Annotated in this window: 22 protein-coding genes; 8 read left to right on the forward strand and 14 right to left on the reverse strand. The window is 62.9% G+C overall.

Going from position 1 to position 25,817, the window contains the following annotated elements; genetic code table 11:
* The 4 genes from K1177_RS08655 to flaF all read left to right on the forward strand — a co-directional run.
* Positions 1–1,524, forward strand: a 1,524-nt coding sequence (locus K1177_RS08655; protein ID WP_224702883.1) for a flagellin, incomplete at its 5' end; no start/stop codon positions are given.
* Between the two features lie 322 nt (positions 1,525–1,846).
* Positions 1,847–3,583 carry a flagellin N-terminal helical domain-containing protein gene (locus K1177_RS08660; RefSeq protein ID WP_396119789.1) on the forward strand — a complete coding sequence of 579 codons (1,737 nt, stop codon included), beginning with the start codon at positions 1,847–1,849 and terminating at the stop codon, positions 3,581–3,583.
* A gap of 114 nt (positions 3,584–3,697) precedes the next feature.
* On the forward strand, positions 3,698–4,123 hold the full coding sequence (gene flbT / locus K1177_RS08665; protein WP_224702885.1) for a flagellar biosynthesis repressor FlbT: 426 nt from the start codon (positions 3,698–3,700) through the stop codon (positions 4,121–4,123).
* Positions 4,074–4,448 carry a flagellar biosynthesis regulator FlaF gene (flaF, locus tag K1177_RS08670; RefSeq protein ID WP_224702886.1) on the forward strand — a complete coding sequence of 125 codons (375 nt, stop codon included), beginning with the start codon at positions 4,074–4,076 and terminating at the stop codon, positions 4,446–4,448. Before flbT ends, flaF begins: the two co-directional genes overlap by 50 nt.
* 75 nt (positions 4,449–4,523) lie before the next feature.
* Here the strand turns inward: flaF and K1177_RS08675 are convergent, their stop codons facing one another.
* From K1177_RS08675 to K1177_RS08685, 3 genes are all read right to left on the reverse strand, one after another.
* Positions 4,524–6,437 (reverse strand): hypothetical protein, encoded by a 1,914-nt coding sequence (locus tag K1177_RS08675; protein WP_224702887.1) that lies wholly within the window; start codon positions 6,435–6,437, stop codon positions 4,524–4,526.
* 14 nt (positions 6,438–6,451) lie between these two features.
* Complete coding sequence (gene flgK, locus K1177_RS08680; protein ID WP_224702888.1) at positions 6,452–8,290, reverse strand: flagellar hook-associated protein FlgK; 1,839 nt, start codon at positions 8,288–8,290, stop codon at positions 6,452–6,454.
* A 69-nt stretch (positions 8,291–8,359) separates the two neighbouring features.
* Positions 8,360–10,132: a flagellar hook protein FlgE gene (locus K1177_RS08685; RefSeq protein ID WP_224702890.1), complete on the reverse strand. Its 1,773-nt coding sequence runs from the start codon at positions 10,130–10,132 to the stop codon at positions 8,360–8,362.
* A gap of 228 nt (positions 10,133–10,360) precedes the next feature.
* Here K1177_RS08685 and K1177_RS08690 point away from each other — a divergent pair, with 228 nt between their 5' ends.
* The 4 genes from K1177_RS08690 (at position 10,361) to K1177_RS08705 (ending at position 14,761) form a co-directional block, all read left to right on the forward strand.
* Entirely contained in the window at positions 10,361–11,227 is an 867-nt protein-coding gene (locus tag K1177_RS08690; protein ID WP_224702891.1) for an ATPase, read from the forward strand.
* Between the two features lie 68 nt (positions 11,228–11,295).
* Positions 11,296–12,207 carry a homoserine O-succinyltransferase gene (locus K1177_RS08695; RefSeq protein WP_224702892.1) on the forward strand — a complete coding sequence of 304 codons (912 nt, stop codon included), beginning with the start codon at positions 11,296–11,298 and terminating at the stop codon, positions 12,205–12,207.
* Positions 12,208–12,353: 146 nt separating this feature from the next.
* Positions 12,354–13,751: a YcjX family GTP-binding protein gene (locus tag K1177_RS08700; RefSeq protein ID WP_224703718.1), complete on the forward strand. Its 1,398-nt coding sequence runs from the start codon at positions 12,354–12,356 to the stop codon at positions 13,749–13,751.
* Complete coding sequence (locus K1177_RS08705) at positions 13,748–14,761, forward strand: YcjF family protein (RefSeq protein WP_224702893.1); 1,014 nt, start codon at positions 13,748–13,750, stop codon at positions 14,759–14,761. The genes K1177_RS08700 and K1177_RS08705 overlap by 4 nt, the downstream gene beginning before the upstream one ends.
* On the opposite strand, the gene K1177_RS08710 is transcribed toward K1177_RS08705, so the two are convergent.
* The 11 genes from K1177_RS08710 to K1177_RS08760 all read right to left on the reverse strand — a co-directional run bounded on the left by K1177_RS08710 (position 14,762) and on the right by K1177_RS08760 (position 25,661).
* The gene (locus tag K1177_RS08710) at positions 14,762–15,526 is read right to left on the reverse strand and encodes an EAL domain-containing protein (protein ID WP_224702894.1); all 765 of its coding nucleotides are present in this window, start codon (positions 15,524–15,526) and stop codon (positions 14,762–14,764) included. It lies immediately after the preceding gene.
* A gap of 102 nt (positions 15,527–15,628) precedes the next feature.
* A complete protein-coding gene (locus K1177_RS08715; protein ID WP_224702895.1) occupies positions 15,629–15,949 on the reverse strand; it encodes a 2Fe-2S iron-sulfur cluster-binding protein in 321 nt (106 codons plus the stop codon).
* Positions 15,949–16,974, reverse strand: coding sequence for an NAD(P)/FAD-dependent oxidoreductase (locus K1177_RS08720; RefSeq protein ID WP_224702896.1), 1,026 nt, complete (start codon positions 16,972–16,974; stop codon positions 15,949–15,951). Before K1177_RS08720 ends, K1177_RS08715 begins: the two co-directional genes overlap by 1 nt.
* 92 nt (positions 16,975–17,066) lie before the next feature.
* Positions 17,067–18,341, reverse strand: coding sequence for a phosphoadenylyl-sulfate reductase (locus K1177_RS08725; protein WP_224702897.1), 1,275 nt, complete (start codon positions 18,339–18,341; stop codon positions 17,067–17,069).
* The gene (locus K1177_RS08730; RefSeq protein ID WP_224702898.1) at positions 18,328–19,986 is read right to left on the reverse strand and encodes a nitrite/sulfite reductase; all 1,659 of its coding nucleotides are present in this window, start codon (positions 19,984–19,986) and stop codon (positions 18,328–18,330) included. Before K1177_RS08730 ends, K1177_RS08725 begins: the two co-directional genes overlap by 14 nt.
* Positions 19,973–20,296 carry a DUF2849 domain-containing protein gene (locus K1177_RS08735; protein ID WP_224702899.1) on the reverse strand — a complete coding sequence of 108 codons (324 nt, stop codon included), beginning with the start codon at positions 20,294–20,296 and terminating at the stop codon, positions 19,973–19,975. Before K1177_RS08735 ends, K1177_RS08730 begins: the two co-directional genes overlap by 14 nt.
* Before the next feature lie 4 nt (positions 20,297–20,300).
* Entirely contained in the window at positions 20,301–21,701 is a 1,401-nt protein-coding gene (gene cysG, locus K1177_RS08740; RefSeq protein WP_224702900.1) for a siroheme synthase CysG, read from the reverse strand.
* A gap of 235 nt (positions 21,702–21,936) precedes the next feature.
* On the reverse strand, positions 21,937–22,257 hold the full coding sequence (locus tag K1177_RS08745) for a 2Fe-2S iron-sulfur cluster-binding protein (RefSeq protein ID WP_224702901.1): 321 nt from the start codon (positions 22,255–22,257) through the stop codon (positions 21,937–21,939).
* A gap of 87 nt (positions 22,258–22,344) precedes the next feature.
* Positions 22,345–23,523, reverse strand: coding sequence for a class I SAM-dependent methyltransferase (locus K1177_RS08750; protein ID WP_224702902.1), 1,179 nt, complete (start codon positions 23,521–23,523; stop codon positions 22,345–22,347).
* Complete coding sequence (locus tag K1177_RS08755) at positions 23,520–25,121, reverse strand: peptide chain release factor 3 (protein ID WP_224702903.1); 1,602 nt, start codon at positions 25,119–25,121, stop codon at positions 23,520–23,522. Before K1177_RS08755 ends, K1177_RS08750 begins: the two co-directional genes overlap by 4 nt.
* 147 nt (positions 25,122–25,268) lie before the next feature.
* A complete protein-coding gene (locus tag K1177_RS08760) occupies positions 25,269–25,661 on the reverse strand; it encodes an Hpt domain-containing protein (RefSeq protein ID WP_224702904.1) in 393 nt (130 codons plus the stop codon).
* Positions 25,662–25,817: the final 156 nt, after the last annotated feature.

Consider the following 25,817-nt stretch of genomic DNA (forward strand, 5'->3'; position numbering starts at 1 on the left):
CAGTCGACCCTCCGTCAGGCCCGTCAGGACAAGTCGTTCAACACCGAATCGCTGACCCTGGACAAGATCAACCCGAACGATCCTGCCCTGGGCAAGCTGTCCGTCTCCGGCGGCGCGGTTGGCAGCCCCATCGAGATCGACCTGACCAAGACCGGCACCGGCAAGGCCATCTCGACCACTGCTGCCTTCTCGGCCCCGACCGGCACTGCCGCAAAGGCGAGCATTACCAGCACTGGCACCGCGATCACCTACGACGCGACCGGCAACGCCGGCACCAGCGGTGCAGCACGTACCTTCACTATCTCGATTGGCGGCAAGACAGCCACGGTCAACCTGGCGTCCGACACGACGCGCGATACCAACACCGAGTTCGTGGCTGCGATCAACGCGCAGATCGACGCCAGCGACCTGGCCGGCAAAGTGGTCGTCACTGAAGCTTCGGGTCTGCTGAAGATTGAAGCGGCAGCAACCGGCGACGGCGACATCGCAGTGTCCGGTACTGACGCGACTGCCTCATTCGGCGCCACCCCAACCCTGGTGTCGGGCACCGACGGCAAGACCAGCTTCACCGTCAATGGCAAGGCCATTGAGCTCACCTCGACCAACGCCGCAAACCTCACGGACGCCGTCACCGCCGTCAACACGCAGCTGGGCACGGACTCCAAGTTCCAGGCCTACAACGATGCTGGCAAGTTGGGCATCCGTGCGATCTCCGACGATGCTGGCACCCTGTCGATCGGCGGCTCCGATGCCCGCTACTTCGGCACGCCGGCTGCTGGCGTTGTCGCCGGCGCTGACAAGACTGGCCTGAACTTCACCCGTTCGGTCGACGACCTGGTCAAGGCGGTCAATGAAAACACCTCGCTGACCGGCAAGGTTCGCGCCTCCAACGACAATGGCAAGCTGCGTCTGGAAAACCAGTCCACCCAGGACATGACCATCGGCGGCAAGAACGGCACGTCCGGCAAGCTGGACGGCACTGCCGGCACCTCGACCGTCAAGGGCAACTCCGTCCGCAGCGGCCTGGCCGATCAGTTCAACGAACTGCGCGACCAGCTCGACAAGCTGTCCGATGACGCCTCCTTCAACGGTATCAACCTGCTGCGCGGCGACAAGCTGGCGATCACGTTCAACGAAACTGGCACGTCGTCCATCGACATCCAGACCAAGAATGGCGACACCATCAACTCGGCCAATCTGGGCGTTCCGACTTCGCTGGAAGCCAAGCAGCTCGACAGCGACGTGACCATCGACAAGCTGCTCGCCGACATGAAGACCGCTCTCAACCAGGTGCGGTCGCAGGCATCGACCTTCGGCTCGAACCTGTCCATCGTGCAGAACCGTCAGGATTTCACCAAAGCCATGATCGACACCCTCGAGAATGGTGCCGGCAACCTGACCTTGGCCGACATGAACGAAGAAGCCGCCAACCTGCTGGCCCTGCAGACCCGCCAGCAGCTGTCGTCCAACTCGCTGTCCCTGGCCAGCCAGGCCGACCAGTCGGTCCTCCAGCTGCTCCGCTAGACTCAATAGCAAGCTGACAAGCGACAAGGCGGGCCCATGGCCCGCCTTTTCTTTTGCACACACCCTGCGCAACCAGGTCAGGTGGTGACGTTGCGAATCGTAAGCGGCGCGTTAACACTACAAGCCTGCTGAAAATTGCCCTGCCCCAAGGGTTAGGCAGAAAAGTCGACATGCCTTGGGAGTGACCAGCGAGACGGGTCGTTGGTTTCGACAGCATTCTGGGCGCGTCGGGCACGCTTGGTGTAGGTAACAGATGTCAGACATTTCTCTTTCGAAGGCCGTTAGGGCCAACCTTCTCGCGCTCCAGGGCACAGCCGACTTGATGGCGACAGCGCAGAACCGTCTGTCGACCGGCAACAAGGTCAATTCCGCTCTCGACAACCCGAGCAACTGGTTCACCGCCAAGGGCCTGACCAACCGTTCCGGCGACCTGAATGCGCTGATGGACTCCATGGCCAACGGCATCCAGACACTCAAGGCGGCGGACAACGGCCTGTCGGCCATGACCAAGACCCTTGAATCGATGCAGTCGACCCTGCGGCAGGCACGCCAGGACAAGTCGTTCAACACCGAATCCCTGCCCCTGGCCAAGATCGATGCAAATGACCCTGCCCTCGGCAAGCTGACGCTGTCGGGTGGTGCCGTTGGCACTCCCCTCGACATTGACCTGATCAAGACCGCCAAGGGCGACAGCAAGGTGGCCACCTCAAGCTATGCGGCGCCGCTGCCGGCGGCCAAGGCCAGCTACAAGGCCGATAGCGGCATGGCCGCCTTGACAGGCGCTGAAGCCGCCGCCGCCGTAAACCTCTCGCTAAAGTTCGGCGACGGCCCTGTTCTGCCAATCAATATTGCTTCGTCCCCCGGCCGCACGACAACCGAACTGCGAGATGAGATTCAAGCGATCGTCGACGCATCACCGGACTACGCCGGCAAGATCGCCTTCAAGCAAGGCGCTCCTGGCGCTTACTCTTTCGAAACGATCGACACCATTGACGGCGAATTTGTTATTGGCGGCACGTCGCACGACCGCATCTTCGGCGACTCTGCCGGCCCCACACAATTCCCGCTCTCGGTCACCGGCTCCAATGGCAGCCACGACTTCACGATCAACGGCACCAAGATCAAAGTCGACACCACGACCGGCGCCGATCTGGACACGGCGATCGCCAGCATCAATTCGCAGCTCGGCGAGCAGCGCAGTTTCGAGGCTTACAGGGAACCTGGTGGTAAACTGGCCCTGCGCGCCATCGTCGACGACGCAGGATCACTGCAAATTGGCGGCGCGGACGCAAAGATGTTTGGCACCCCGACCAATGGGATCGTGGCAGGCACCAATGGCGACCTGACGTTCGCACGCTCTGTCGATGATCTCGTCACGGTCATCAATACTCATGCCAGCCTGCAGGGCAAGGTTCGTGCCTCCAATGACAAAGGCAAGCTGCGCCTGGAAAACCAGTCCACCCAGGACCTGACGATCGGTGGCAAGAACAGCACCACCGGCAAGCTGGACGGCACTACGGGGACCTCGACCGTCAAGGGCAACGCGGTGCGCACCGGCCTGGCCGATCAGTTCAACGAACTGCGCGACCAGCTCGACAAGCTGGCTGACGATGCCTCGTTCAACGGTATCAACCTGCTGCGCGGCGACAAGCTGGCCGTCACCTTCAATGAGACCGGCACCTCGTCCATCGATATCCAGACCGAGAATGGTGACACCATCAACTCCGCCAATCTCGGCGTCCCCACCTCTCTGGAGCCCAAGCAGCTCGACAGCGACGTGACTATTGACCAGCTGCTCGCCGACATGAAGATCGCTCTCAACCAGGTGCGGTCGCAGGCATCGACCTTCGGCTCGAACCTGTCCATCGTGCAGAACCGCCAGGATTTCACCAAAGCCATGATCGACACCCTCGAGAATGGTGCCGGCAACCTGACCCTGGCCGACATGAACGAAGAAGCCGCCAACCTGCTCGCCCTGCAGACCCGCCAGCAGCTGTCGTCCAACTCGCTGTCGCTGGCCAGCCAGGCCGACCAGTCGGTGCTCCAGCTGCTCCGCTAGGAGACAGCACAGACCCTATTGACGACGAAGGCGGGACCAGGCCCGCCTTCATTGTTTTAAAGGCCTTTGCGCTGTAGACCTCATTGTCTGAATCAGTGTGGCGGAGTCCTGCCAATGGCACTCAAGGTCGAACTCAAGCCGGGCGAAAAGCTCCTCGTCGGCAATTGCATCATTACCAACGCAGATCAGCGTACACGGCTGTTTATAGATGGCCGGGCACCCATCCTGCGGGAAAAGGATATTCTGACCTCAGAGACCGCCAATACGCCCGCAAAGCGGATCTATTTGGCTGTACAGCTGATGTATATCGACGATGATATTGGCCCGGCCCGCGAGACCTATTTTTCGCTCATCAACGACTTTGTCCAGGCCGTGCCGTCTTCCACTGAGATAGTTAATCAAATCAATAACGAGATATTAACCGGGGCCCTCTACAAAGCTCTCAAGGCCGCTCAAAGGCTGATCGAGTACGAACAGGACCTTTTCAATCATGCACCAGCAGGGCGCCCAAGCCTACCAGCAGACGACCAAAGTCGTTGAATCGCCGCGTGAACGTGAATCGGCGTTGTTGATGAAGGCCGCGGCCGGTTTGCAGCGTGTGAAGGATGAATGGGACGTCGGTACCCGCGAGGAACTCAAGACTGCGCTAACGTTCAATCGCAAGCTCTGGACCATCTTCATGTCGTCGGTGACCAAGGCCGACAGCCCCCTGCCCCACGAGATCCGTCAGAACATCGCCAACCTGGGCATGTTCATCCTCAACGAAACCCGCGAAATCCTCCTTGAGATCGACCCCTCGCCGCAGCGTCTCGATATCCTGGTGCGCCTGAACCGCCAGATTGCCAGCGGCTTGCGCGGCGCCTGATAGTTTCCAATAGATCAAACAAAAACCCCCGCCACTGGCGGGGGTTTTTGTTTGGGTGGCGATGATGCCGACCCTCTAGAGGAAGTTCACCAGGCTCAGCTTGCTGACCATGGAGGTAACCTGGTAGCTCGCCTGCAAGCGCGTCTGCAGTGCCATGATCTCCATGGCCACGTCTTCCTTGCTCACCGTCTCGACGTCGCTGAGCAGATTGTCGAGCTGCGCCTTGTAGTCGGTGTGCCGCTTCGCCGAATTGTCCAGCGCATTGTGGGCCACGGCCAGTTCCATGGTCACGATTTCGATCGAACCGGATTCCGAATTGTGGGCTTCTGACAGTTCGGCCTGCTGGCGCCGGGCCATCGTGTCAAACCGGTCCTTGGAGCTGGAGTCGCCGTCCGGATAGGTTTCGACCGACAGCGAGGACAGCGTGCGCATCATGCGCAGGAAGCCGGTTTCATTGGCTTCGATGCCATAGGGCACGCGCGTGCTGTCGTCGACCTGGGCTGTCACGCTTTGGCGTGGATTGCCCTGCGCATTGGCGGCCGCCTCATTGAGCGAACTGGTGAGTGCCGCCGAGAAACTGGCCGCCGTGGCGTTGACGTCAGCCCCAATCGCAAACTGCCCCGGACCGGCCTTGCCGGTCACCGCGGTCAGCGTCACCGTACGCGACACGCCCGATGGGTCGGTTAGCGTCACGTCGACCGCCTCGCCGGCAGCCGGAACACTGTTGAACTTGACCGCAACCGAACTCGGATCGGCTACCGTATAGGTGGTGTCGATGTTGGCCGTATCGGCCGACACACCACTGATCTGGAAACCATGGTTGGCCGATACGGGGGCCTTCTCGGTCAGCGTAACGGTGTCGGTGGCACTGGCAACCGTCAGGCGCCCCAGCCCCTGCGCAGCCACGCTGGGCGATTGGCCGTTGTACCACATGATGGTGTCGGTCTCGTCGGCAACCCGAAGCGCCGTCGCGGTCGCTGGCGAACCCTGGACACGCAGGACAGGCTCGCCGGCGCCATTGAAGAAGTTCTCGGCCGCAGCAAAGGTCGAAGCGCCCGCCAGCACATTCTTGCCCACCTCAATCAGCTTGGCATCGAGCGTTGTCTTGAAGTTGGCGGCGGTCGTCTCGGCATCGGCGCCGATGACGAACTCGTCCACGGCGCCACTGGCGTTGGCGGCATCAACCGCCCGCAGCGTGATCTGCGTCTCGCTGCCGTCGGGCAGGGTAAAGCCCATCGAAATGCTCTGGCCTTCGATGATCTGGGCAGCAGGCGCCACCGCAAAGGTCACCCCAACCTCATCACCCAGCGGCAGCGTGCCGGGGGCCGGCTGTGTCACTGTCACATCGCTGCTGGTGGTCGAAATGGTCGACACCTTCATGCCGAACGGATGCACACCATCTTCGGACAGCTTCACCGTGCTGGTGCCAACGGCCTGGCTGGTGGCCAGGCGGCCGCGGCCATCCAGGCCAGCGTCAGCTGCCTTGCGTTCGCTGACCACCGTCTTGAAGCCCGCCTTGCCACCCTGCCCATTCAGCAGTGTCTCGGTGTCCGGCAGCGGCGCGCTGTCGGTGTTCGCGCCGCCAAACAGATAGCGGCCGGCCACATCCGAATTGAGCAGCGTGACCACCTCGTCGAGCCGCGCCTTGGACAGGCTCGGCAGGGTCGCCATATTGATGTTGTTGGTGCCGTACTGACCCTGGACGGCCGAGTTGCGGGCCTCGCCCTCAATGGCGTCAAGACGCGACATGGTCTTGTCCAGGAAGCTCAGGCGCAGCTTGACCGTATCGATATTGGCCGAAAAGCCTTCGATCTTGGACAAGCGCGAGCGCACTGACAGGGACATGGGCAGGTCACGCCCCATCTCGGAGAGGTTCGATGCCTTCTCGCCCGTCCCCAGCTGCATCTGCAGCGTGGCGAAGCGGTCCTGCATCTTGGAAATGACGCCGAACCCGGTCTGAATGGGAAACATCGACTTGTTGACGATCATCTTACGCCACTCCTCTAGACGGTCGCGAACAGGGCATCGAGCAGTTCCTTGACCACCGACACCACGCGGGCGTTGGCGGCATAGGCATTCTGCAGCTCCATCAGCCGTGCCATTTCTTCATCGACATTGACGCCATACTCGGTGTCCATCTGGTCGGTCAGAGTATCGAGCGTCAGCTGGCGGTCATCGGCCTTGGTCACCGCAGCATTGATGTTGGCGCCCTGGAAGCCGATCACCTGAGAGATGATCGTGCCCAGATTGCCGCTGAGCTGAAACTTGTCCGGGCTGGCAATGGGATTGCCACCAGACGTGAAGTTCATCTCATCGAGTTGCTTGATGACATAGTTGGCGCGGTCGGCGTCGCCCAGCGTGCCGCCGGTCTGGTACTGCACCATCAGCTTGTTGTTGGCCACGATGGCCGGATTGACCGAAATACGCGCTGCAAAGCCACGCTTCTGCGGCGGATCGGTATCCAGATTGTTGGTGAAGCTGGCGTTGCCCTGGTCCACGAACAGGTTGAACGCCAGGCCCGCATCCTGCAGCCCGCTCGAGCTGGAGCGCGCCACGGCGGACTTCACGTCGGTCTGCCCCGTGGCGCCATCGTCAAGCACCCGCAGGTTGCCCGCGCCTGTGCTGGTGATGGCCAGGCCCGGCAACTTGGCCGACAGGGCTGCAGCTGCGGCGGCGGAATTGCCCGAGAGATCAACGCTGATCACACGCTGTCCCGAGGCGTCCTTGTAGTCCTGGCCGTCGGTGGAGTTGACCACCCGGACGCGCTTTTCCACCCCACCTTCGGTGTAGGTGAGCAGCACATCATTGCCCGGCTTGAGCTGACTGATGTCGATGTCAAAGCCATTCGCGGCGCCAGCCGTCACGGCGGTGCCGGGCGATTTGACCGTCGAGAAGGCCTGTGCGAGCCCTGCAGCGACCTCGTCGAGTTGGTCCTGCGCCTCGACAAGGGTCTTGTCGCGCAGGGTCACCAGGCCGCCCAGTTCGCCGCCCTGCAGCACGCCCTGCGTCACCAGGTCGATGGTCAGGCCCGACGGCGTGGTCAGCGTCAGCTTGCCCACTTTGGTCTGGGCCGGGTCAGGATCGAACACCGAATTGGGCGACAGATTGCCCGCGCTCTCGAACTTGAAGGTCGAAACGCCATTGTCCAGCAGGCCCACGCCCGAACGGGTCATGAGCGCAACGGTGCCATCGCCGCGATAATCGGCGCGCACGTCGATCAGATCGGCCACCGAGGCCACCAGGCGATCCCGCTGGTCCAGCAGCGCCGAGCGCGCGCCATCCGTCATGCCCAGATCGAGCATGCGGGTGTTCACTTCCTGCAGCGAGTTCAGCATGCCGTTGATGTCGTGCACATCGGTGGCAATCTGGCTCTCGGTTTCCTGCCGCATCGACTGGATGGTCGTGGACAGGCGGTTGAGCGTTTCCACCATGCTTTGCGCCGAGGCAACCGCCTGCGCGCGCGTATTGTAGTCGTCCGGGCTGGTGGCGATGCCCTGAATGGCATTCTGCAGGCTGCCGAACAGCGTATCGAGCGAACCGGCAGAGCCCGGCTTGCCCATGAAGCCCTGGAGCCGGTTGAGATAGCTGGCCTGGATCGTGGAGTTGGAGGTGTCCGACACCTGCCGCGTATAGTAGCTCTGCAGGCTCTGGTTAAACGCCCGATTGGCTCCAGCGCTGCGCGCGTAGGAGCTGGTCTGGGTGTTGTAGTCGATGACGTTCAGCGACTGCTTGTGATAGCCGGGGGTGCCGGAATTGGCGATGTTACGGCTGACAAGATCCAGCGAATCCTGATTGACCCGCAGACCGGACACAGCATTGGTCAGTGACGTCGTCAAACCCATGACTAGGGCTCCTCACTAGGGGACCAGGCCCGGAACGCTCGGTCCCGGACCCAAACTGGTGCTTCCGCCTCAGCGGATCATGTTGAGCGCTTCCTGCAGCATCTTGTCGGCTGCACTGACGATGCGGGTGCCCGCGGCATAGGCCTGCTGGGTCACGATCAGCTTGGTGAACTCGTCCGAAATATCGGTGTTGGACGCTTCCAGAGCCCCGCCGATGATGCCCGAGCCGGACAGATCCAGGATCGCTTCACCCGATTCCGAAGTGGTGGCAAACACGCCGCCATCCAGGCGCTTGAGTTGGTTGATGGCGTTGAACTGCGCCGTCACCACCTGAGCCATGTCGATGCGTTCGCCGTTCGAATAGGTCGCCACAACGCGGCCGCTGTCATTGATGGCCACCGACACGAACTCGCCGGCGCCATAGCCGTTCTGGTTCAGCGTGGACACATTGACGGTGCCGTTGACGTCGGCGAACTGCGAAATGCCGTTCGTGTCGTGCTTGAGCTCGACATTGCCGATGGAGACGCCGTTGATGGTCAGGCCGGTCAGCGTGGTCGACGACACGCCCGGAGGGGCAAGCGAACCGTCCGCGCCGAAGGTGTAGGTCTGGCCGGTGTTGGTCCACATCGGCGAGCTACCCTTGGCGGCGCTGTCGGACATGTAGAACAGGTTCCACGTGTCCTTGCCGCCCGAAGCGGCGCTGTCGACCTTCGCCCAGCGCATCTGCACGTTGGCCGGAGCACCGTTGGACGCGTAGACCGTAATTGCGCCGCCGGCCACGGAGTTGGACTTGAACAAGGTGTCATCGCTGGCAGCGATCGTGGTCACGGTCGGCCGGGTCGGCGCGCTGGACTCGCTCGGATTGGTCAGACCAAGGGCCGCCAGCTGGGCGGGCGTGCCGCCAGTCACGGAGAACTTGGCATGGTAGTCGCTGCCCAAATTGATGCGCAGATTGCCGGCATTGATGTCGATCACGGCACTGGCAGCAGCGGGGCCACCGGCAGAGCGCAACGACGCCTGCATGGTAGCCAGCACGCTGGCGACCGTACCCGGCGCAGTGGTGATGTCGATGGCCTGACGGCCGCTTGCAGCGGCGCCGCCATTGGTGAACTCAAAGGTCGTCGCAATGCCGTTCACATTCAGCGACACCGTACTGCCGACGGTAAAGACGGTCGCAGCGGCGTCCGTACCGGTGAGAGCAGCGCCAGTCATGGCCGCAGAGGTCGAGGCGCCGGCGTAGCCCGAGTAGGCGTTCGGCTCCATCAACTCGCTGTTGTAGACCGTCGCATTGTAATTGGTGGTCTTGGGCAGCTGCGGCAGGTTGGCCTGGTAGTTGATGCGGTTGGTCACCTGTGCGGGCAGGAAGGCGTTCGACAGCTTGATCACCTCGGGCACAGAACCCGAGATATTGCCCGTGGTGGTGTCGATCGGCAGACCCTTGAGATAGTAGCCAGCGCCATTGACCAGCAGACCGTCCTTGTCGATCTCGAAATCGCCGCGACGGGTGTAGAAATTGGTGCCCGCAAACACCGAATTGCCGTCCGACTGCCCGATCTTGGGCTCGACCACGAAGAACCCGTTCGAGTTCAGCGCCACAAACGTTTCGTTGGAAACCGTCTTGATGTCACCCTGCACGTCATTGGTGCCGCGCGATTGCGCCAGAACGGCGCCGGGAACCTGGCGCTTCAGCGGTGCATCGGGGATCAGGTCGAGGAAGTCGGTCTCAATGCGTTTGTAACCCGTGGTCTGCGAGTTCGCGATGTTGCCCGAGATGTTTTCCAACGCGTGCGACTGCGCCCTGAGACCGGTCACCGCACTGGAAAGAGCGCCATAAATACCCATGAGATACTCCGTAAACCCCGTTTGCGCCTTCAGACGCGTTCACCCCTCTATAAGCAAACGCAATGCCAACCAGCCTATCCATTGATTTTGTTGGATTATTTCTGCATCGCCCCCGGCATTTCCTGTCCAGGACGGCAGAAGAGTCCGAGCGCACGGCAGAAATTGCCGTACGCTTGTGGTCAGCTGTGCCATGCAGTAAGGGGAAAGGCCTGTGTTTCGGGGCCCACCATGCTGTTTCAGTCTGCCGATGAGTTCATCCAGTCGCCGCGTCGCGCCGTGACCGTCTTTGGCATGGCCGGAGTGGGCAAGACCCGGCTGTCCGCCATGCTGCGCGCGTCCAACTGGTTCCACTATTCGGCCGATTATCGCATCGGCACGCGCTACATGGGCGAAGCCATCGTCGACAATTTCAAGCGCGAGGCCATGAAGGTCCCCTTCCTGGCGCAACTGCTGCGCTCGGATTCGATCTACATCTCGTCCAACCTGACCTTTGGCAATCTCGATCCGCTGTCGAGCTATCTGGGCACCCCCGGCAATCCGGACCGTGGCGGCCTGCCGCTGGTGGAATACCAGCGCCGTCAGGAGCAGCACCGCGTCGCCGAGATCGCTGCGCTGCAGGACGTGCCGCACTTCATCGAGCGCGCCAAGGCGCTCTATGGCTATGACAATTTCATCGCCGATACGGGCGGCTCGCTGATCGAGGTCATCGACCCCACCGATCCCGAAGACCCCGTTGTGCGCACGCTGGCGGCATCGACTGCCCTGCTCTACATCCGCGGCACCGGCAAGGACGCCGCCGAGCTCGTGCGACGCTTCAAGCAGAGCCCAAAGCCGATGTACTACCGGCCGCAGTTTCTCCTGGAGAAATGGGCCGAGTACAAGCTGATCAACGGCATTGCAGAGGACTGCGACGTGGACCCGGCCGGCTTTGGCGCCTGGGGCTTCGAGGCCCTGCTGCATGACCGTCTGCCGCGCTACCAGGCGCTGGCTGACAATTTTGGCTACACTGTCGAGGCCTCCGACCTGGCCATGGTGCGCGACGGCGACGAATTCATCGATCTGATGGCGGCGGCGATCGAGCGGCGAATGCGATAGCGCGATCTCCAGTTGGAGACGCGCGCCGCTTGAATCGCTTCCTCACGATCGCCAGCTAAGAGGCTGCCATGCCTATTCGAATTCCCGATAACCTGCCTGCCCGCAAGACCCTCGAAGACGAGGGCGTCAATGTCATGGACTCCACGCGCGCCGCGCGCCAGGACATCCGCCCGCTCGAAATCGGCCTGCTCAACCTGATGCCCAACAAGGAGCGGACCGAGACCCAGTTCGCCCGGCTCATCGGCGCAACGCCACTGCAGGTCGACCTGACCCTGGTGCGGGTCACCGAGCACCAGTCCAAGAACACCTCAGAAGACTATCTGCGCAGCTTCTACAGCACCTGGGAAGAAGTGCGCGGCCGCAAGTTCGATGGCCTGATCATCACCGGCGCGCCGGTGGCCCACATCCCCTTTGAGGAGGTGCGCTACTGGCCCGAGATGGTCGAGATCATGAACTGGACGCAGACCAATGTGCACCACACCATGTTCATCTGTTGGGGTGCGCAGGCCGCGTTGCACCATTTCCATGGTGTCCGGCGCTATCGCACGCCCCGGAAGGCTTTTGGCGTGTTCCGGCACGATGTGGTCAACCCGCGCTCGCCCTATCTGCGCGGCTTCTCCGATCGCCCCATGGTGCCGGTGTCGCGCTACAACGACATCGACCGCACAACGCTGGGGCCGGACCTCGAAGTGCTGATCGACAACAGCGAGATTGGCCTGTGCATGCTGGGCGATGAAAAGCACCGCGCTGTGCATTTCCTCAATCACCTCGAATACGACAATCGCTCGCTGGCCGATGAGTATGAGCGCGATGTCAAGGCCGGGCTGGACACACCGCCGCCGGCCAATCTGTTCCCCAATGGCGACACCACGGCCCAGCCGGAAAACCGCTGGCGCAGCCATGCCCATCTGCTGTTCCAGAACTGGATCAACGAGATCTACCAGACGACGCCATACGACATGAACGAGATCGGGCGCTGACCGCGCGCCGTCCCTGGGGCCCCGCATCCGGCGGGGCCCATTGCAGACGCCGCACAAATCCCTATCTTCCGGTCTGATCGAGAGACCCGCGCGTGCCCCAAACTCCCACGACCATTGTCGACGAACTGGGCATTGCCCTGGCCAATATGGCCGATGCCGCCACTGGCGCTTTCACGCCCACCTTGCGTCTGGGCGTGACGGGCCTCAGCCGCGCCGGCAAGACCATCTTCATCACCGCCCTGGTGCACAATCTGCTGACCGGTGGTCGCATGCCCGGCTTTGCGCCGCTCGCCGAAGGCCGCTTCATCGGCGCCCGGCTGGCCGAATATCCCGACGCGACCATCCCGCGCTTTGCCTATGAGCAGCATCTGGAGACCCTGACCAGCAAGAACCCGGCCTGGCCCGAAGGCACGCGCCGCATCTCCCAGCTGCGCCTGGTGCTCAAATATCAGTCCCGCCACTGGTACAATGGCCTGCGCGGCCCCTCGACGCTCAATCTCGACATCGTCGACTACCCCGGCGAATGGCTGCTCGATCTGCCGCTCTTGGGCTTGAGCTTTGCCCAGTGGAGCGCCGAGGCGCTGGAACGCGCCCGCCGTCCCGGTTCGTCCGCTGAGGCAGGGCCATTCCTCGCGCAACTGGCCGAGATCGACACCGCCAAGCCCGCCAATGATCCCGATGCCGAACGGCTTGCCACCAGTTTTACCGACTATCTGCGGCGCAGCCGCGAGGACGGCGCCCTCTCCACCCTGCCTCCGGGGCGCTTCCTGCTGCCGGGTGATCTCGAGGGCTCGCCGGCCCTCACCTTCGCCCCCTTGCCGCCACCGGCAGCACCCAGCCGTAGCGGTAGCCTCTATGCCATGCTGGAGCACCGCTACGAGGCCTATAAGGCCCAGGTGGTGCGCCCCTTCTTCCGCGACCACTTCGCTCGCCTCGACCGCCAGGTCGTGCTGGTCGATACCCTGCGCGCCCTCAATGCCGGCCCGGCCGCCGTCGCCGATCTGGAAACGGCACTCACCGCCGTGCTGGCCTGCTTCCGCCAGGGCGAGGCCAATGCCCTGCTGCGCCCCTTCGCGCGGCGCATCGACCGCATCCTGTTCGCCGCCACCAAGGCCGATCACGTCCACCACACCAGCCACGATCGCCTGGGCGCCATTCTCAATCGCCTGGTTGCCAATGCCAGCAAGCGGGCCCGTTTTGCTGGCGCGGACACACGCTCGCTGGCCATTGCCGGACTGCGCGCCACGCGCGAAGGCACCATCACCGAGGCGGGTGAAACCCTGCCCACCCTGATCGGTACGCCCATGAAGGGCGAAACGCTGGATGGTGTCACCTATGACGGCAAGTCGGAAATCGCCTTGTTTCCCGGGGACTTGCCGGAACGACCCGATTCACTGTTCGAGGATGGCACGCCCGTTTCGCTCAACTTCCTCCGCTTTGCGCCGCCTGCCCGGATCGAGCGCAATGCCAGCGGTGACGTGGTGCTGCCCCATATCCGCTTCGATCGCGCCCTGGATTATCTGATTGGAGACTGGCTCGCATGAAACGCCCCATTGCCCGTCCCGTATCCACCGACAGCGACGACAGCATCACCGTCCGCGCGCCCCGAGCCTTCGCCCCCGATGTGGTCGAATTGGCTGAACCCGTTTTCGATCCGACAGACGAGGCCGCGCTGGTCGCCCCGCCCATCCGCCGCATGAGCTGGTGGGGCCGCCTGCTCTGGACCACGGGCGGCATCCTGGTCTCCGCCGGTCTCGGCCTTGCCGCCGATCGCCTGATCCGCGACCTCTTTGCCGCCAATCCCTGGCTCGGCTGGCTGGGCCTGGGGGTGCTGGGCCTGTTCCTGCTCGCTGGGCTGGTCCTCGCCATTCGCGAGGTCTATGCCCTGCGCCGCCTGCGCGCGCTGGATGCCTTGAAACGTGAGGCCGCGGCGGCCGTTGCCGACAATGATCAGCACAAGGCCCACCGCATAGCTGAGCATCTGCTCGGCATCTATGGCCCGCGGCCCGACCTGGCTCGCGCCCGCCAGAGCGTCAGTGAAAACCTGCCGCATCTGTTCGATGGCCACGAGATCGTCGCCATGGCCGAACGCAGCCTGATGGCGCCGCTCGACGCCCGCGCCAAGGTGTTGACCGCGGCGTCAGCCCGGCGCGTCGCCCTCGTCACGGCGGTATCGCCACGCGCCTTGGTCGACATCGCCTTTGTCATCTATGAGAGCATCCGCCTGGCCGGTGCCATTGCCGCGCTCTACGGCGCCCGCCCAGGCTTCTTTGGCTTCTGGCGGCTCACCGGGGCCGTGCTGGCCCATCTGGCCGTCACCGGCGGCCTGGTGCTCACCGATGGCATTGTCGAACAATTGGTGGGTCAGGGCCTCGCTGCCAAGCTCTCGGCCCGGCTGGGCGAAGGCGTCGTCAATGGTCTGATGACCGTCCGGGTCGGCATTGCCGCCATGCGGGTGGTGCGGCCCCTACCCTTCGATACCCAGCCCCAGCCAGTGGTGCGGGACTTCATTCCAGAGCTGACGCGGGTGGCCAAGGACGCGACCACGCCCTGATCAGGCGGCGTGCTGCAGTTCGCCGATGGCCTGGAAGGTCTCGAGCTGCGGGCGGGCAAAATAATAGCCCTGGAAGAGCCTGATCCCCATAGATCTTATCGTCTCGAACTCTGCTGCCGTCTCGACACCCTCTGCCAGCAGGATGATATCGAGCTCGCTGGCGATCACGACCAATCCCTTGAGTATTGCCTTCTTGACCTGAGACCCCTCGATGCCGCGCAGCAGCTCCATATCGACCTTGATCAGATCGGTCTGGAACTGGGACAGCAGGGAAAGCCCCGCATAGCCGGCACCGAAATCATCGAGCGCGGTTGTAAAGCCCATCTTGCGATATTCGGACACGATATGGCTGACATGAGCCACCTCGGCCATGCGCTCATTCTCGGTGAACTCGAACATCAGGCGGCGCGGATTGAACTGGGCGCGCTGCGCGGCATCAAGCGATGCCCTGATGCAGGCCTTCGGCTCATAGACGGCATTGGGCATGAAGTTGATGCTGAGCTTGGCGTCTCCCTCGGCAATGCGCGAGCCGGCAAGCTCAATGGCCTTCACCCGGCAGGCCTGGTCGAAAGCATAGCGGTTGCTATCGTTGACTTGGCTGAGAACCTGAAAAGCGCTCTCTCCGCCCACACCACGCACCAGGGCTTCGTAGCCCCAGATCGCGCGGGCAGAGGCGTCGACGATCGGCTGGAACGCCATTGTAAAGGGAATGGAAAACGCGCTGGCGTCAGTATTGCGGCAGCCGTCGCAACCGGTTTTAGTCATGAAAAATCCGAGCTCGACAGTCATTTGCACAAGGAACGCTGCCAGTAAAAGTACCGGTCATCCCTTACGGAAGTGCAAAAGCCCGATCGTGCAGTCGAACCATCAGTCCTTTGCGGCGCTTGGCGCCAGCGTCACCTTGAGGCCATCGAGCGCATCGCTCATCAGGATCTGGCAGCACAGGCGCGAATTGGGCCGCACGTCGCCGACGCTGTCGAGCATGTCCTCTTCCTCGTCGCTCGGCGGGCCGACCACGTCGAGCCAGTCCTTGTCGACATAGACGTGGCAGGTGGCGCAGCTCAGCGCGCCACCGCACTCGGCCTTGATGTTGAGGCCCCAGTCGCGGATGACCTCCATGACGCGCCAGCCCTCGAGCCCTTCGAGCTCGTGGTCAACGCCGGCCTGGTCGGTCACAAGGATCTTCATTATGCCACGCCCAGCTTCTTCTGCAGCTTGGTCGAGCTGGTGGTGTACTGGAACACCACGCGCTCGCCCGGCGCAACAATGGCCTTGGCGGCCTGCGCCATCAGCGCGGCCTCATGGAAGCCCGACAGGATCAGCTTGAGCTTGCCGGGGTAGGAGTTGATGTCACCGATGGCGAAAATGCCGGGCACCGAGGTCTGGAACTTCTCGGTATCAACCACGATGGTATTGTCATTGAGCTCAAGGCCCCAATCGGCCACCGGGCCCAGCTTCATGGTGAGGCCGAAGAACGGCAGCAGGCGCGTTGCCGGCACGGCGAGATCGCCGGCATCGGTGGTCAGGTGCACATGGGTCAGCTGGCCGTCTTCGCCATCGAGCTTGGCGATCTGCCCAGTGAGGAAGTTGATCTTCCCCTCGGCCACCAGCTCCTGCATCTTGTTGACCGAAGCCGGCGCGGCCTTGAACACGGCACGACGGTGCACCAAGGTCAGCGAATTGACGATCGGCTGCAGGTTCAGCGTCCAGTCCAGCGCAGAGTCGCCGCCGCCGACGATCACCACGTCCTGGCCGCGGAAATCATCCATCTTGCGGACCGAGTAGAACACCGACTTGTTCTCATAAGCCTCGATGCCATCCACCGGCGGACGCTTGGGCTGGAACGAGCCACCACCAGCGGCGATCACCACCACCTTGGCATGGAAGACTTCATCGGCGTCGGTGGTCAGCTTGAACGAGCCATCCTCCTGCTTGACGATGGAATTGACCATGCGGTTGAAATGGAATTCCGGGCCAAACGGCGCAATCTGCGCCATCAGATTGTCGGTGAGCTGCTGGCCCGTGACCACCGGGAAACCGGGAATGTCATAGATCGGCTTTTCCGGATAGAGCTCGGCGCACTGCCCGCCGGGGCGGTCGAGAATATCAACGAAATGGCATTTGAGATCGAGCAACCCGAGTTCAAAGGCCGCAAACAGCCCACAGGGGCCGGCGCCGATGACGACGACATCGGTTGTGATTTCAGTGCTCATGGGTCTCAAAGTCCATTTGGAGGGCCTTGGCCCTCATCCATTGGGGGAAAGTTCAGCGCGTCCGTATCCCTGACGAACGCGCTCCACTTAGCTCAGGATACGCGGCGAAGAAAGGGGCGCGTGCCCACCGGCACTTCGGTGACGCCGACCGGCTGGTAGAACAGCGCCACTTCCGGCAGGCGGTTCTCGACCAGTGCAGCGCGGGTCGGCTCATGTGTCACCACCAGCGCCGACACGCCGCAGCGGCGCATCAGCGGAATCTGATCCTGCAGGACATCGCCTACAGCGCGGATTTCATTGGCGAATTTATAGCGCTCACGCAGCAGGCGAGCCGTGGAATAGCCGCGCCCGTCGGTGAAAGCCGGGAACTTTATGGCGATGGAGGCAAAACGGCCGAGATCGTCGGCCACGTCCTCGATTTTTTCGCCCGGCACCACCAGCAGCCCCAGGGGGTGTGGATTGGCCAGGAAGTCCGCGCGGTTGGCGAGGAAGACGGCAACGGGCACATGGGTATAGCTGGCCGAGGCCGGCGCGAAGGTCTCTTCCCACTCATGGAACGGATCGGCAATGAAGGCGCCGTCTTTCCAGAGCGTGTGGCGGGTCGCGGCGGTCATGGGAGAAGCGATCGCTCCGTTGAAGTCGAAATGGATGCCGCACTCTTTCTTGTTGAGGCCGCGCCAGCGTCCGGCGCGGGGATCCTCACCATCGGCCACCACCGAGGTGCAGGGCGCACAGCCGATGGACTTGTAGCCTTTCGAGAACAGCGGATGCTCGGGCAGTCCGTGGTCGATCTTGTACTGGTTGACATCGGCATCGGTAAAGTAGGCCAAAGGATTGACCTTGATGCGATCATCGCTCGTCAGCTCGAAATGCGGCAACACGCCGCGCTCCTTGGTCTGGAAGCGCTTCCGCCCCGTGACCCAGCCGCCATACTGCTCGGTGATCGGCTCCAGCGGCTCGGTCTTGCGAATGTGGCAGCAGCTGTCCGGATCAGTCTCCCACAAGTTGCCATGCGGGTCGAAGCGCTTGACGTCCTGCTCATTGGGATGGATCGCGTGAACGTTGATCAACCCCAGATGGGTCTTGAGCGTCTCGACATAGTCGAGCGTCTCCTGGAAATGCTTGCCGGTCTCGAGGAAATAGACCGGCAGGCTCGGGTCCACCTGCGCCACCAGATGCAACAGCACCGCAGAATCGGCGCCAAAGGACGAGACAATGGCCAGATCGCCCGGCAGCACTTCGGTTGCGGCAAGGCGCAGCACGCCGACCGCGTCCATCTCGTCGAACATGCCGTTGAGCGAAACAATGCCCAGCGCACGCAGCTTGTCGTGCGCCGCAGGAACGTGAGCCAGCTTAGGCTGCGCCATAGAGAGCCTCCTTGAACACTGCCTCACCAAGCCGGCGATAGGCCTGGATGAAGCTCTCGTCGGCATTCTGCCGGCGGGCGAGATAGGTATCGACAATGGTCTCGATGGCGCCGGGCACCGCATCGGCCTCAAAGCCTGGGCCGACGATCTTGCCGACGGAGGCCTGTTCGGTGGCGTCGCCCCCCAGGGTGATCTGATAGAGCTCGCCGCCCTTCTTCTCTACGCCCAGGATGCCGATGTGGCCGACATGGTGGTGGCCACAGGCATTGATACAGCCCGAGATCTTGATCTTGAGATCACCGATCTCGGCCTGGCGCTCCGGCGACGCGAACTTCTGCGAGATTTCCTGCGCGATCGGGATCGAGCGGGCATTGGCCAGGGCGCAGAAATCGAGGCCCGGGCAGCAGATCATGTCGGTGATCAGGCCGTTATTACCCTCTGCCAGCCCCGTGGCGACCAGCGCGTCATAGACGGCGCGCAGGTCGGCGATCGCCACATGCGGCAGCACCAGATTCTGCTCATGCGTTACGCGCAGCTCGTCAAAGCCATAGCGCTCGGCAATATCGGCAACATCGTCCATCTGCTTGTCGGTGGCATCGCCCGGCGCGCCGCCGACAGGCTTCAGCGAAATAGTGACCGAGGCATAGCCCGGCACACGGTGGGAATTGATGTTGTGGTCGAGCCAGCGGCCATACGCCGGGTCGATGATGGACTGGTAGGCCACATCAATCTTGGTCGCCGGCTGCTCGGTGAACTGCGGCGGAGCGAAATAGGCGGTGATGCGGTCAACCTCTTCCTGCGGCAGGGTCAGCACGCCGCCACGGACCTCGGCGAACTCGGCTTCGACCTGCCCCTTGATGGTCTCAAGCCCTTCTTCGTGCACCAGAATCTTGATGCGGGCCTTGTACTTGTTGTCGCGCCGACCATAGCGGTTGTAGACCCGCATGATGCTTTCCAGATACGCCAGCAGGTGCTCATTGGGCACGAAGCTGTTGATCAGCTTGCCGATCATCGGCGTGCGGCCCAGCCCACCACCGACCCAGACTTCCCAACCGATCTCGCCGGCCGCATTGGTTGCAGCCTGCAGGCCAATGTCGTGGAAGCGGATGGCCGCGCGGTCATTGGCGGCGCCAGTCATGGCGATTTTGAACTTGCGCGGCAGATAGCTGAACTCGGGATGCAGGCTCGACCACTGCCGCAGGATTTCGGCAATCGGGCGCGGATCGATGATCTCGTCGGCCGCAGCGCCGGCAAAATGATCGGCCGTGACATTGCGGATGCAATTGCCCGAGGTCTGGATGGCGTGCATCTCGACCGACGCCAGCTCTTCCAGGATCACCGGAATATCCTTGAGCTTGGGCCAGTTGAACTGGATGTTCTGCCGCGTGGTGAAATGGCCATAGCCCCGGTCATAGGTGCGGGCGATATGAGCAAACTTGCGCATCTGCTTGGACGACAGCGTGCCATAGGGCACGGCAATCCGCAGCATATAGGCGTGCAACTGCAGATAGAGGCCGTTCATCAGCCGCAGCGGGCGGAACTGGTCCTCGCTCAACTCGCCGGAAAGGCGGCGCTTCACCTGATCGGCGAACTGCGCCGTGCGTGCTGCCACAAAGGCCGCGTCGAACTCATCATATCGATACATGACCATCCTCCCCCAGATGCTGGCGGTCGTAGGGTGCACCGGCCAGGGTCAGCGGTGCGGTGGGGCCGGCGGCGCGGATGCGTTCGCGCAGGCGCTTGGGAACCAGGGTCTCGCCATCGCGCGTGACCTCTTCAATTTCGAGGCTGATCACCCGCCCGGTGCCCTTGGTGGCCGCCAGGGCCGCGTCGCGCTCGGCCGTTTCGTCGGCGCTAAACACGCGCGCCGCCTGCAGATTTTCCACCCAGGTGCCATTGCGGTCGAGATAGACCGTGGCCCCCGAGATGAGCTCGTTGCCCGTCAAAATTTCCATGTCGTCATGCCACCTTGAAAGTCTGTGCAGCCAGATCGGCCGCCTGGGCGCAGTCGCCAGCAGCGACCGCTTCGCCCACGAGAATGATTGCCGGGCCGTCGGCAAGAGTCCCCTGCCACCCGATTAAGGCACGCAGATCGCCCGAATATGCTGACATCGTGTGCCGCCCGGCATTGACGATTACGGCCACAGGCGTCAAAGGCCCGGCGCCATGCGCAACCAGGCGCGCAGCAACGTCAGATGCTGTGGATTTGCCCATATAGAGGGCCAGGGTCAGCCCGGCCTGCGCCAGCGCCGCCCAGTGACGCAATTCGCTGTCGTCGGCGCCATGTGCCGTGGCGATGATCAGCCCGCTCGAAACCTTGCGCAGCGTCAGCGGCGTCGCCGTATCGGCCGCGGCCGCCAAAGCGGCGCTGACGCCCGGCACGATCTGATAATCTATGCCCGCCTTGCGCAGCGCGGATATCTCTTCGCCGGCCCGACCGAAAATCATCGGATCGCCGGATTTCAACCGGGCAACCTTCTTGCCCTGCCCGGCCAGCCGCACGATCAGCGTATTGATCTGGGCCTGGCTGAAGCTGTGGTGGCCCTTGGCCTTGCCCACGCTGATGCGCTCGGCATCGCGCCGGCCCATGTCGACCACGACATCGGGCACCAGCTGGTCGTGCACGATGACATCGGCTTCCTGCAGCAGGCGCTGCGCGCGCAGGGTCAGCAGATCTTCAGCGCCCGGCCCGGCGCCGATCAGCCAGACAATGCCCCGCCCCTGCTGCTGGCTCACATGGTTTTCAAGCAGCAGCTCGGCCTCTGCACGCCCGGCCACAGGGCTGGCATCCACGGCGGCTGCGACCTGGGTGGAGGTGACCAGCGCTTCATAATAGCGGCGACGGGCGACGCCATCGCCAATCAGGCTCTCGACCCGATGCCGCAGGCTGCCGGCCAGGCGCGCCACCTTGCCAAAGGCCGGCGGCAGCATGGCCTCGATGCGCGCCCGCACCAGCCGCGCCAGCACCGGGGCATTGCCCTCGGACGAAATGGCCACGGTCAGCGGCGCCCGATCCACGATGGAGGGCGTATAGAAATCGCATTCCGCCGGCACATCGACCACGTTGAGCGGGATATGGCGCGCCCGGGCCACCTGCTTGGCCAGCTCGGCGTCGGCGCTCTCTTCGGCGACAAACACCAGAGCTGCGTCATCAAGGTCCTCGGCCGCGAAAGCGCGCTCGAGCACGGTCACCTCAAAGGCGCTGAAATCGGCTTCGATATTGCGGGAGATAATCACGACTTGAGCAGTCGTCTTAGTCACCAACCGGACTTTGTTGAGGGCTTCTTCAGCACCGCCGATGATGACGATGCGACGACCCCTTACTTTGTAGCTCAACGGAAATGTGTTGAGATGACCCATTGGAACCCTGTTGTGACTGGCCGGAAAATAGTCGATCCGAGCCCGCTACAACAAGGCGTTGATATTCAATCGCTTTTATATTTCCCTTGGCAGGCGCGGCTTGGAACGCCGCGCGCGGCCAGGGCACAAAGCCGCCAATTGAATCTCTGGCGGGGTGGTGACGAGCAATTTTGCTCCAGCCCCGGCGGCAATGGCGGGGGTTTTTCTTTTCCAAGAGCGCCCGATAAGGGGCAAATCAGCCCTGGCGGCTGGGGACGTGTACGACCAGACCGTCGAGGGCATCACGGACCTTGATCTGGCACGACAGTCGGCTCGACGCCTTCACGTCGAAGGCGAAGTCCAGCATGTCCTCTTCCATATTGGACGGGCCACCGACGATCTCGGTCCAGGCGTCATCGACATAGACATGGCAGGTCGCACAGGTGCAGGCGCCGCCGCACTCGGCCACGATGCCCGGCACGCCGTTCATGATGGCGGTCTCCATCACGGTCGAGCCGGTCTGGCCTTCAGTCTCGATGCGTTCGCCGTCCTGCTGGACAAAGGTGATCTTGGTCATGGGTCTCACGGGTCTGGGTACTGTCCGCCGATATAGGTGATGCCGCCGGCTTTAGGAACCCTGCGGCAACAGGAGGCTGATCTGACATCAGCGCTGGAGCAGGCCTTCCAGATAGTGCTGGCCAACGCCAAACATCGCCTTGATCTCGGCGATCTGGGCCAGAATGGCCGCCTGGTCGCGCCCGGCGCGACCGTCCTTTTCGGCGACGATCAGATTGTTCTTGGGGGTATGCGCATCCGAGACAAACTCGAACACCTTGGTGCGATAGCCATTGAGCTCGAGCAGCAGTGCCCGCAGCGTGTCGGTGACCATCTCGGCCTGGCGTTCCAGGAAAATGCCATGGCGCAGCATGCCCTCGAGCACCGGCGCCGGTGCGCCGGCCTCCATCTGCTGGCGGACCTGCTTGTGACAGCAGGGCGCCACCGCGATCAGCGCCGCGCCGGCCGAGATGCCCTTGTAGATGGCGTCATCGGTGGCCGTGTCGCAGGCGTGCAGGGCAATCACCGCATCGGCACCGTTGGCGTCATAGTCCATGATGCTGCCGGCTTCGAAGCGCAGCCCGGTAAATCCGGACTGCGCGGCAGTCGCATTGCCGTCGGTGACCAGCGCCGGACGCAACTCGACACCCACGATCTCAACCGGGCGCTCAGCCGTCTGGGCGAGATAGTCATAGAGCGCGAAGTCGAGATAGCCCTTGCCGGCGCCCATATCGAGAATGCGCAGATCATCGCCCGGAATGGCCTGAATCAGCGGGGCAAAAATCTCGACCATCTTGTTGATCTGTCGGAACTTATCCTGAGCGTCATTGCGCACGACGCCGTCCTTGCCGGTGATGCCCAGGGCCTGCAGATAAGGCTTGTTCGTCTCGCTCAACGGCCGGTTCTTGGCCCGATTGTGCTCCGTCGATGGTGCGTCTCGGCCCGCCACTTCGCTGCGCTTGAGCCGGACCTTGTCACCATTGCGCTCCAGCATCAGGTCGAAGGTGGTCGTGAACAGCTGGCCGCTGCGGAACGCCTCGCGCAACCCGGACCGCAGCAACGCAATGGCCTCGGGCTGGATGAAATTCTTGATGATGTCGCGCGTCTTGTAGCGATAGGTGAAGCTGAACCGCTCCCCGCCCTTGACCACGATCTTCTTGATCTCGACGCTTTTCAGCTCCGGCTCGTCGCCGTGATAGCCGCCCAGCTTGAGGCGAACCAGGCTGGAATCCATAAAGGCGGCCTTGACCGCGCTGAGGAACTCTTCGATGCGATCGGGCGCGGTCAATGGCGTTCCTTGGTGGTGAGGAAGCGGATCTTGGGGAAGTCCTGCTTGGCGCGATCGGCCCACCAGGCGTTCTGCGCCAGGAACACCGGCGCGCCGGTGCGGTCCTCGGCCATGTTCATCTTCTGGGCGGCAATAAAGCGCTTGAGCTCTTCGGGATCGTCGGATTCGATCCAGCGCGCCACTTCATAGTTGAGGCTCTCGAAGGTGATCGGCACGCCATATTCACCAGCGACGCGCGAGCTCAGCACTTCGAGCTGCAGCTGGCCCACCACGCCTACGATCCAGTCGGCGCCCACCATGCGGCGGAACACCTGGGTGACGCCTTCTTCGGAAAGGTCCGACAGCGCCTTGGCCATCTGCTTGGTCTTCATGTGATCGGTCAGGCGCACACGACGGATGATTTCCGGCGCGAAATTGGGAATGCCGGTGACATTGATCGCCGCGCCTTCGGTCAGCGTATCGCCCACCGACAGCGTGCCATGGTTGGGAATGCCGACAATATCGCCGGCCACCGCCTGCTCAGCCAGTTCACGGTCGTTGCCGAAAAAGAACATCGGGTTGGAAACAGCCATGTCCTTGCCCGAACGGACATTCTTGAGCCGCATGCCGCGCGAGAACGTGCCGGAACAGAGGCGCACGAAGGCAATGCGGTCGCGGTGATTGGCGTCCATATTGGCCTGCACCTTGAACACGAAGCCGGTGACCTTCTTGTCGCTGGGCTCGATGGGCGCGGGAATGGCCGGCTGCGGCCGCGGCTCGGGGCCCCATTCGCCGAGCGTGCGCAGCAGCTCCGCCACGCCAATGCCCTTGAGCGCGGAGCCGAACAGCACCGGGCTCAGGTGACCGGCATGGAAGGTCGCCAGGTCAAACGGCGGCAGCATGGCCCGCGCCAGTTCGAGCGTTTCCAGAGCCGTCATGAAGACGGGGTCATCAACCAATGCGGGATTGTCGAGCAGGTCCTCGAGCTGGGCATATTCGGCAATCGGCTTGCCCTGCGGATTGAGCACGCGCTGTTCGAGCAGATCGATATAGCCACGGAAATCGACGCCCTGCCCCACCGGCCACAGCACCGGCGTCAGGTCGAGCGCCAGCTTGCCCTGTATCTCATCGATCAGGTCGAGCGGGCTCTGGCCTTCGCGGTCGATCTTGTTGATGAAGGTGATGATGGGAATGTCGCGCAGGCGGCAGACCTCGAACAGCTTGAGCGTCTGCGCCTCGATGCCCTTGGCGGCGTCGATCACCATGATGGCCGCGTCCACGGCGGTCAGCGTGCGGTAGGTGTCCTCGGAAAAGTCCGAGTGGCCGGGCGTGTCGAGCAGATTCAGCGTCAGCCCGTCATAGTCAAAGGTCATCACCGAGGAGGTGATGGAAATGCCGCGCTGCTGCTCCATCTCCATCCAGTCCGAACGAGTCGACCGCGCGCCGGCCTTGCCACGGACTGCGCCGGCAGACTGGATCGCACCCGCAGCCGCCAGCAGGCGCTCGGTCAGCGTCGTCTTGCCGGCGTCCGGGTGGGAGATGATCGCAAAGGTGCGACGGGTCTGGAACGGGGCGAGGCTGGACCGGGGCGGAACCTCGGCGGCGGTGGCAAGGGTCATGGAACTGCTGGTGGTTGGGCCGCAGACACAGGCGCGGCGCGTTGGCCGCTATATAGGGGATGGTGCGAAAGGGGTCAAACCGGGGCACGGGCAGAGACTGCGCGATGGCCCAGTAGAGCTCATGGTGAGGGGCGCGCGGTGCGCCCGCTAGGCCAGTTCGCTGGTCAGCACCCGGGCAATAAAGCTGCGGACTTCTTCGACGGCCATGGCGAGGTCAGCCAATTGCTCGGCCGGAATGGACCGACCCTCGGCCAGTTCGGCCTCGGCCGCGCGGGCAATGTCGGCAATGCCGAAGGCCCCGACGCCAGCTGCCGCGCCCTTGATGGAGTGGATATTGAGCTTGACCTCATCGGGCGTCGCCGACTGCTGCAACCGCACGAGATAGGTGGCGATGGTGGTGTCGAACAGGCGCAGGATCTCCTGCTCCAGCCCCTCGTCGCCCAGGCATTGCCGGGCCAGATGCACCAGGTCGATAGGGCGCATGGGCCGTTTGGCCGGTGTGGCTCCCAGGTGTTCGACGGCACTCGCTGACTGCGCCATTGTGATCGCTCCGTTACGCCCGGCTACGCGTCCCTGGGGACAATGCCGTCTGTCCAGCCTAAAACCTGCGGATGAACAGGTGATTAAGTCACATCTTTGCCGTTCTTTGCCCGTTGTGATGCCACCGGGCTTCCCCAGAAAATTAACCTATGGGTA

Source organism: Devosia aquimaris (assembly GCF_020169335.1).
GTDB classification, from domain to species: Bacteria; Pseudomonadota; Alphaproteobacteria; order Rhizobiales; family Devosiaceae; genus Devosia; species Devosia aquimaris.

Coding starts and splice junctions, on each gene's coding strand:
- K1177_RS08715 (WP_224702895.1), bottom strand. CDS start 15,949: ATGAAGATCCTTGTGACCGACCAGGCCGGCGTTGACCACGAGCTCGAA.
- K1177_RS08760 (WP_224702904.1), bottom strand. CDS start 25,661: ATGGCGCAGTCAGCGAGTGCCGTCGAACACCTGGGAGCCACACCGGCC.
- K1177_RS08700 (WP_224703718.1), top strand. CDS start 12,354: ATGGCCGATGCCGCCACTGGCGCTTTCACGCCCACCTTGCGTCTGGGC.
- K1177_RS08690 (WP_224702891.1), top strand. CDS start 10,361: ATGCTGTTTCAGTCTGCCGATGAGTTCATCCAGTCGCCGCGTCGCGCC.
- flbT (WP_224702885.1), top strand. CDS start 3,698: ATGGCACTCAAGGTCGAACTCAAGCCGGGCGAAAAGCTCCTCGTCGGC.
- K1177_RS08695 (WP_224702892.1), top strand. CDS start 11,296: ATGCCTATTCGAATTCCCGATAACCTGCCTGCCCGCAAGACCCTCGAA.
- K1177_RS08720 (WP_224702896.1), bottom strand. CDS start 16,974: ATGAGCACTGAAATCACAACCGATGTCGTCGTCATCGGCGCCGGCCCC.
- flgK (WP_224702888.1), bottom strand. CDS start 8,290: ATGGGTTTGACGACGTCACTGACCAATGCTGTGTCCGGTCTGCGGGTC.
- K1177_RS08725 (WP_224702897.1), bottom strand. CDS start 18,341: ATGGCGCAGCCTAAGCTGGCTCACGTTCCTGCGGCGCACGACAAGCTG.
- K1177_RS08710 (WP_224702894.1), bottom strand. CDS start 15,526: ATGACTAAAACCGGTTGCGACGGCTGCCGCAATACTGACGCCAGCGCG.
- K1177_RS08705 (WP_224702893.1), top strand. CDS start 13,748: ATGAAACGCCCCATTGCCCGTCCCGTATCCACCGACAGCGACGACAGC.
- K1177_RS08745 (WP_224702901.1), bottom strand. CDS start 22,257: ATGACCAAGATCACCTTTGTCCAGCAGGACGGCGAACGCATCGAGACT.
- K1177_RS08730 (WP_224702898.1), bottom strand. CDS start 19,986: ATGTATCGATATGATGAGTTCGACGCGGCCTTTGTGGCAGCACGCACG.
- K1177_RS08685 (WP_224702890.1), bottom strand. CDS start 10,132: ATGGGTATTTATGGCGCTCTTTCCAGTGCGGTGACCGGTCTCAGGGCG.
- cysG (WP_224702900.1), bottom strand. CDS start 21,701: ATGGGTCATCTCAACACATTTCCGTTGAGCTACAAAGTAAGGGGTCGT.
- K1177_RS08755 (WP_224702903.1), bottom strand. CDS start 25,121: ATGACCCTTGCCACCGCCGCCGAGGTTCCGCCCCGGTCCAGCCTCGCC.
- flaF (WP_224702886.1), top strand. CDS start 4,074: ATGCACCAGCAGGGCGCCCAAGCCTACCAGCAGACGACCAAAGTCGTT.
- K1177_RS08660 (WP_396119789.1), top strand. CDS start 1,847: ATGGCGACAGCGCAGAACCGTCTGTCGACCGGCAACAAGGTCAATTCC.
- K1177_RS08735 (WP_224702899.1), bottom strand. CDS start 20,296: ATGGAAATTTTGACGGGCAACGAGCTCATCTCGGGGGCCACGGTCTAT.
- K1177_RS08675 (WP_224702887.1), bottom strand. CDS start 6,437: ATGATCGTCAACAAGTCGATGTTTCCCATTCAGACCGGGTTCGGCGTC.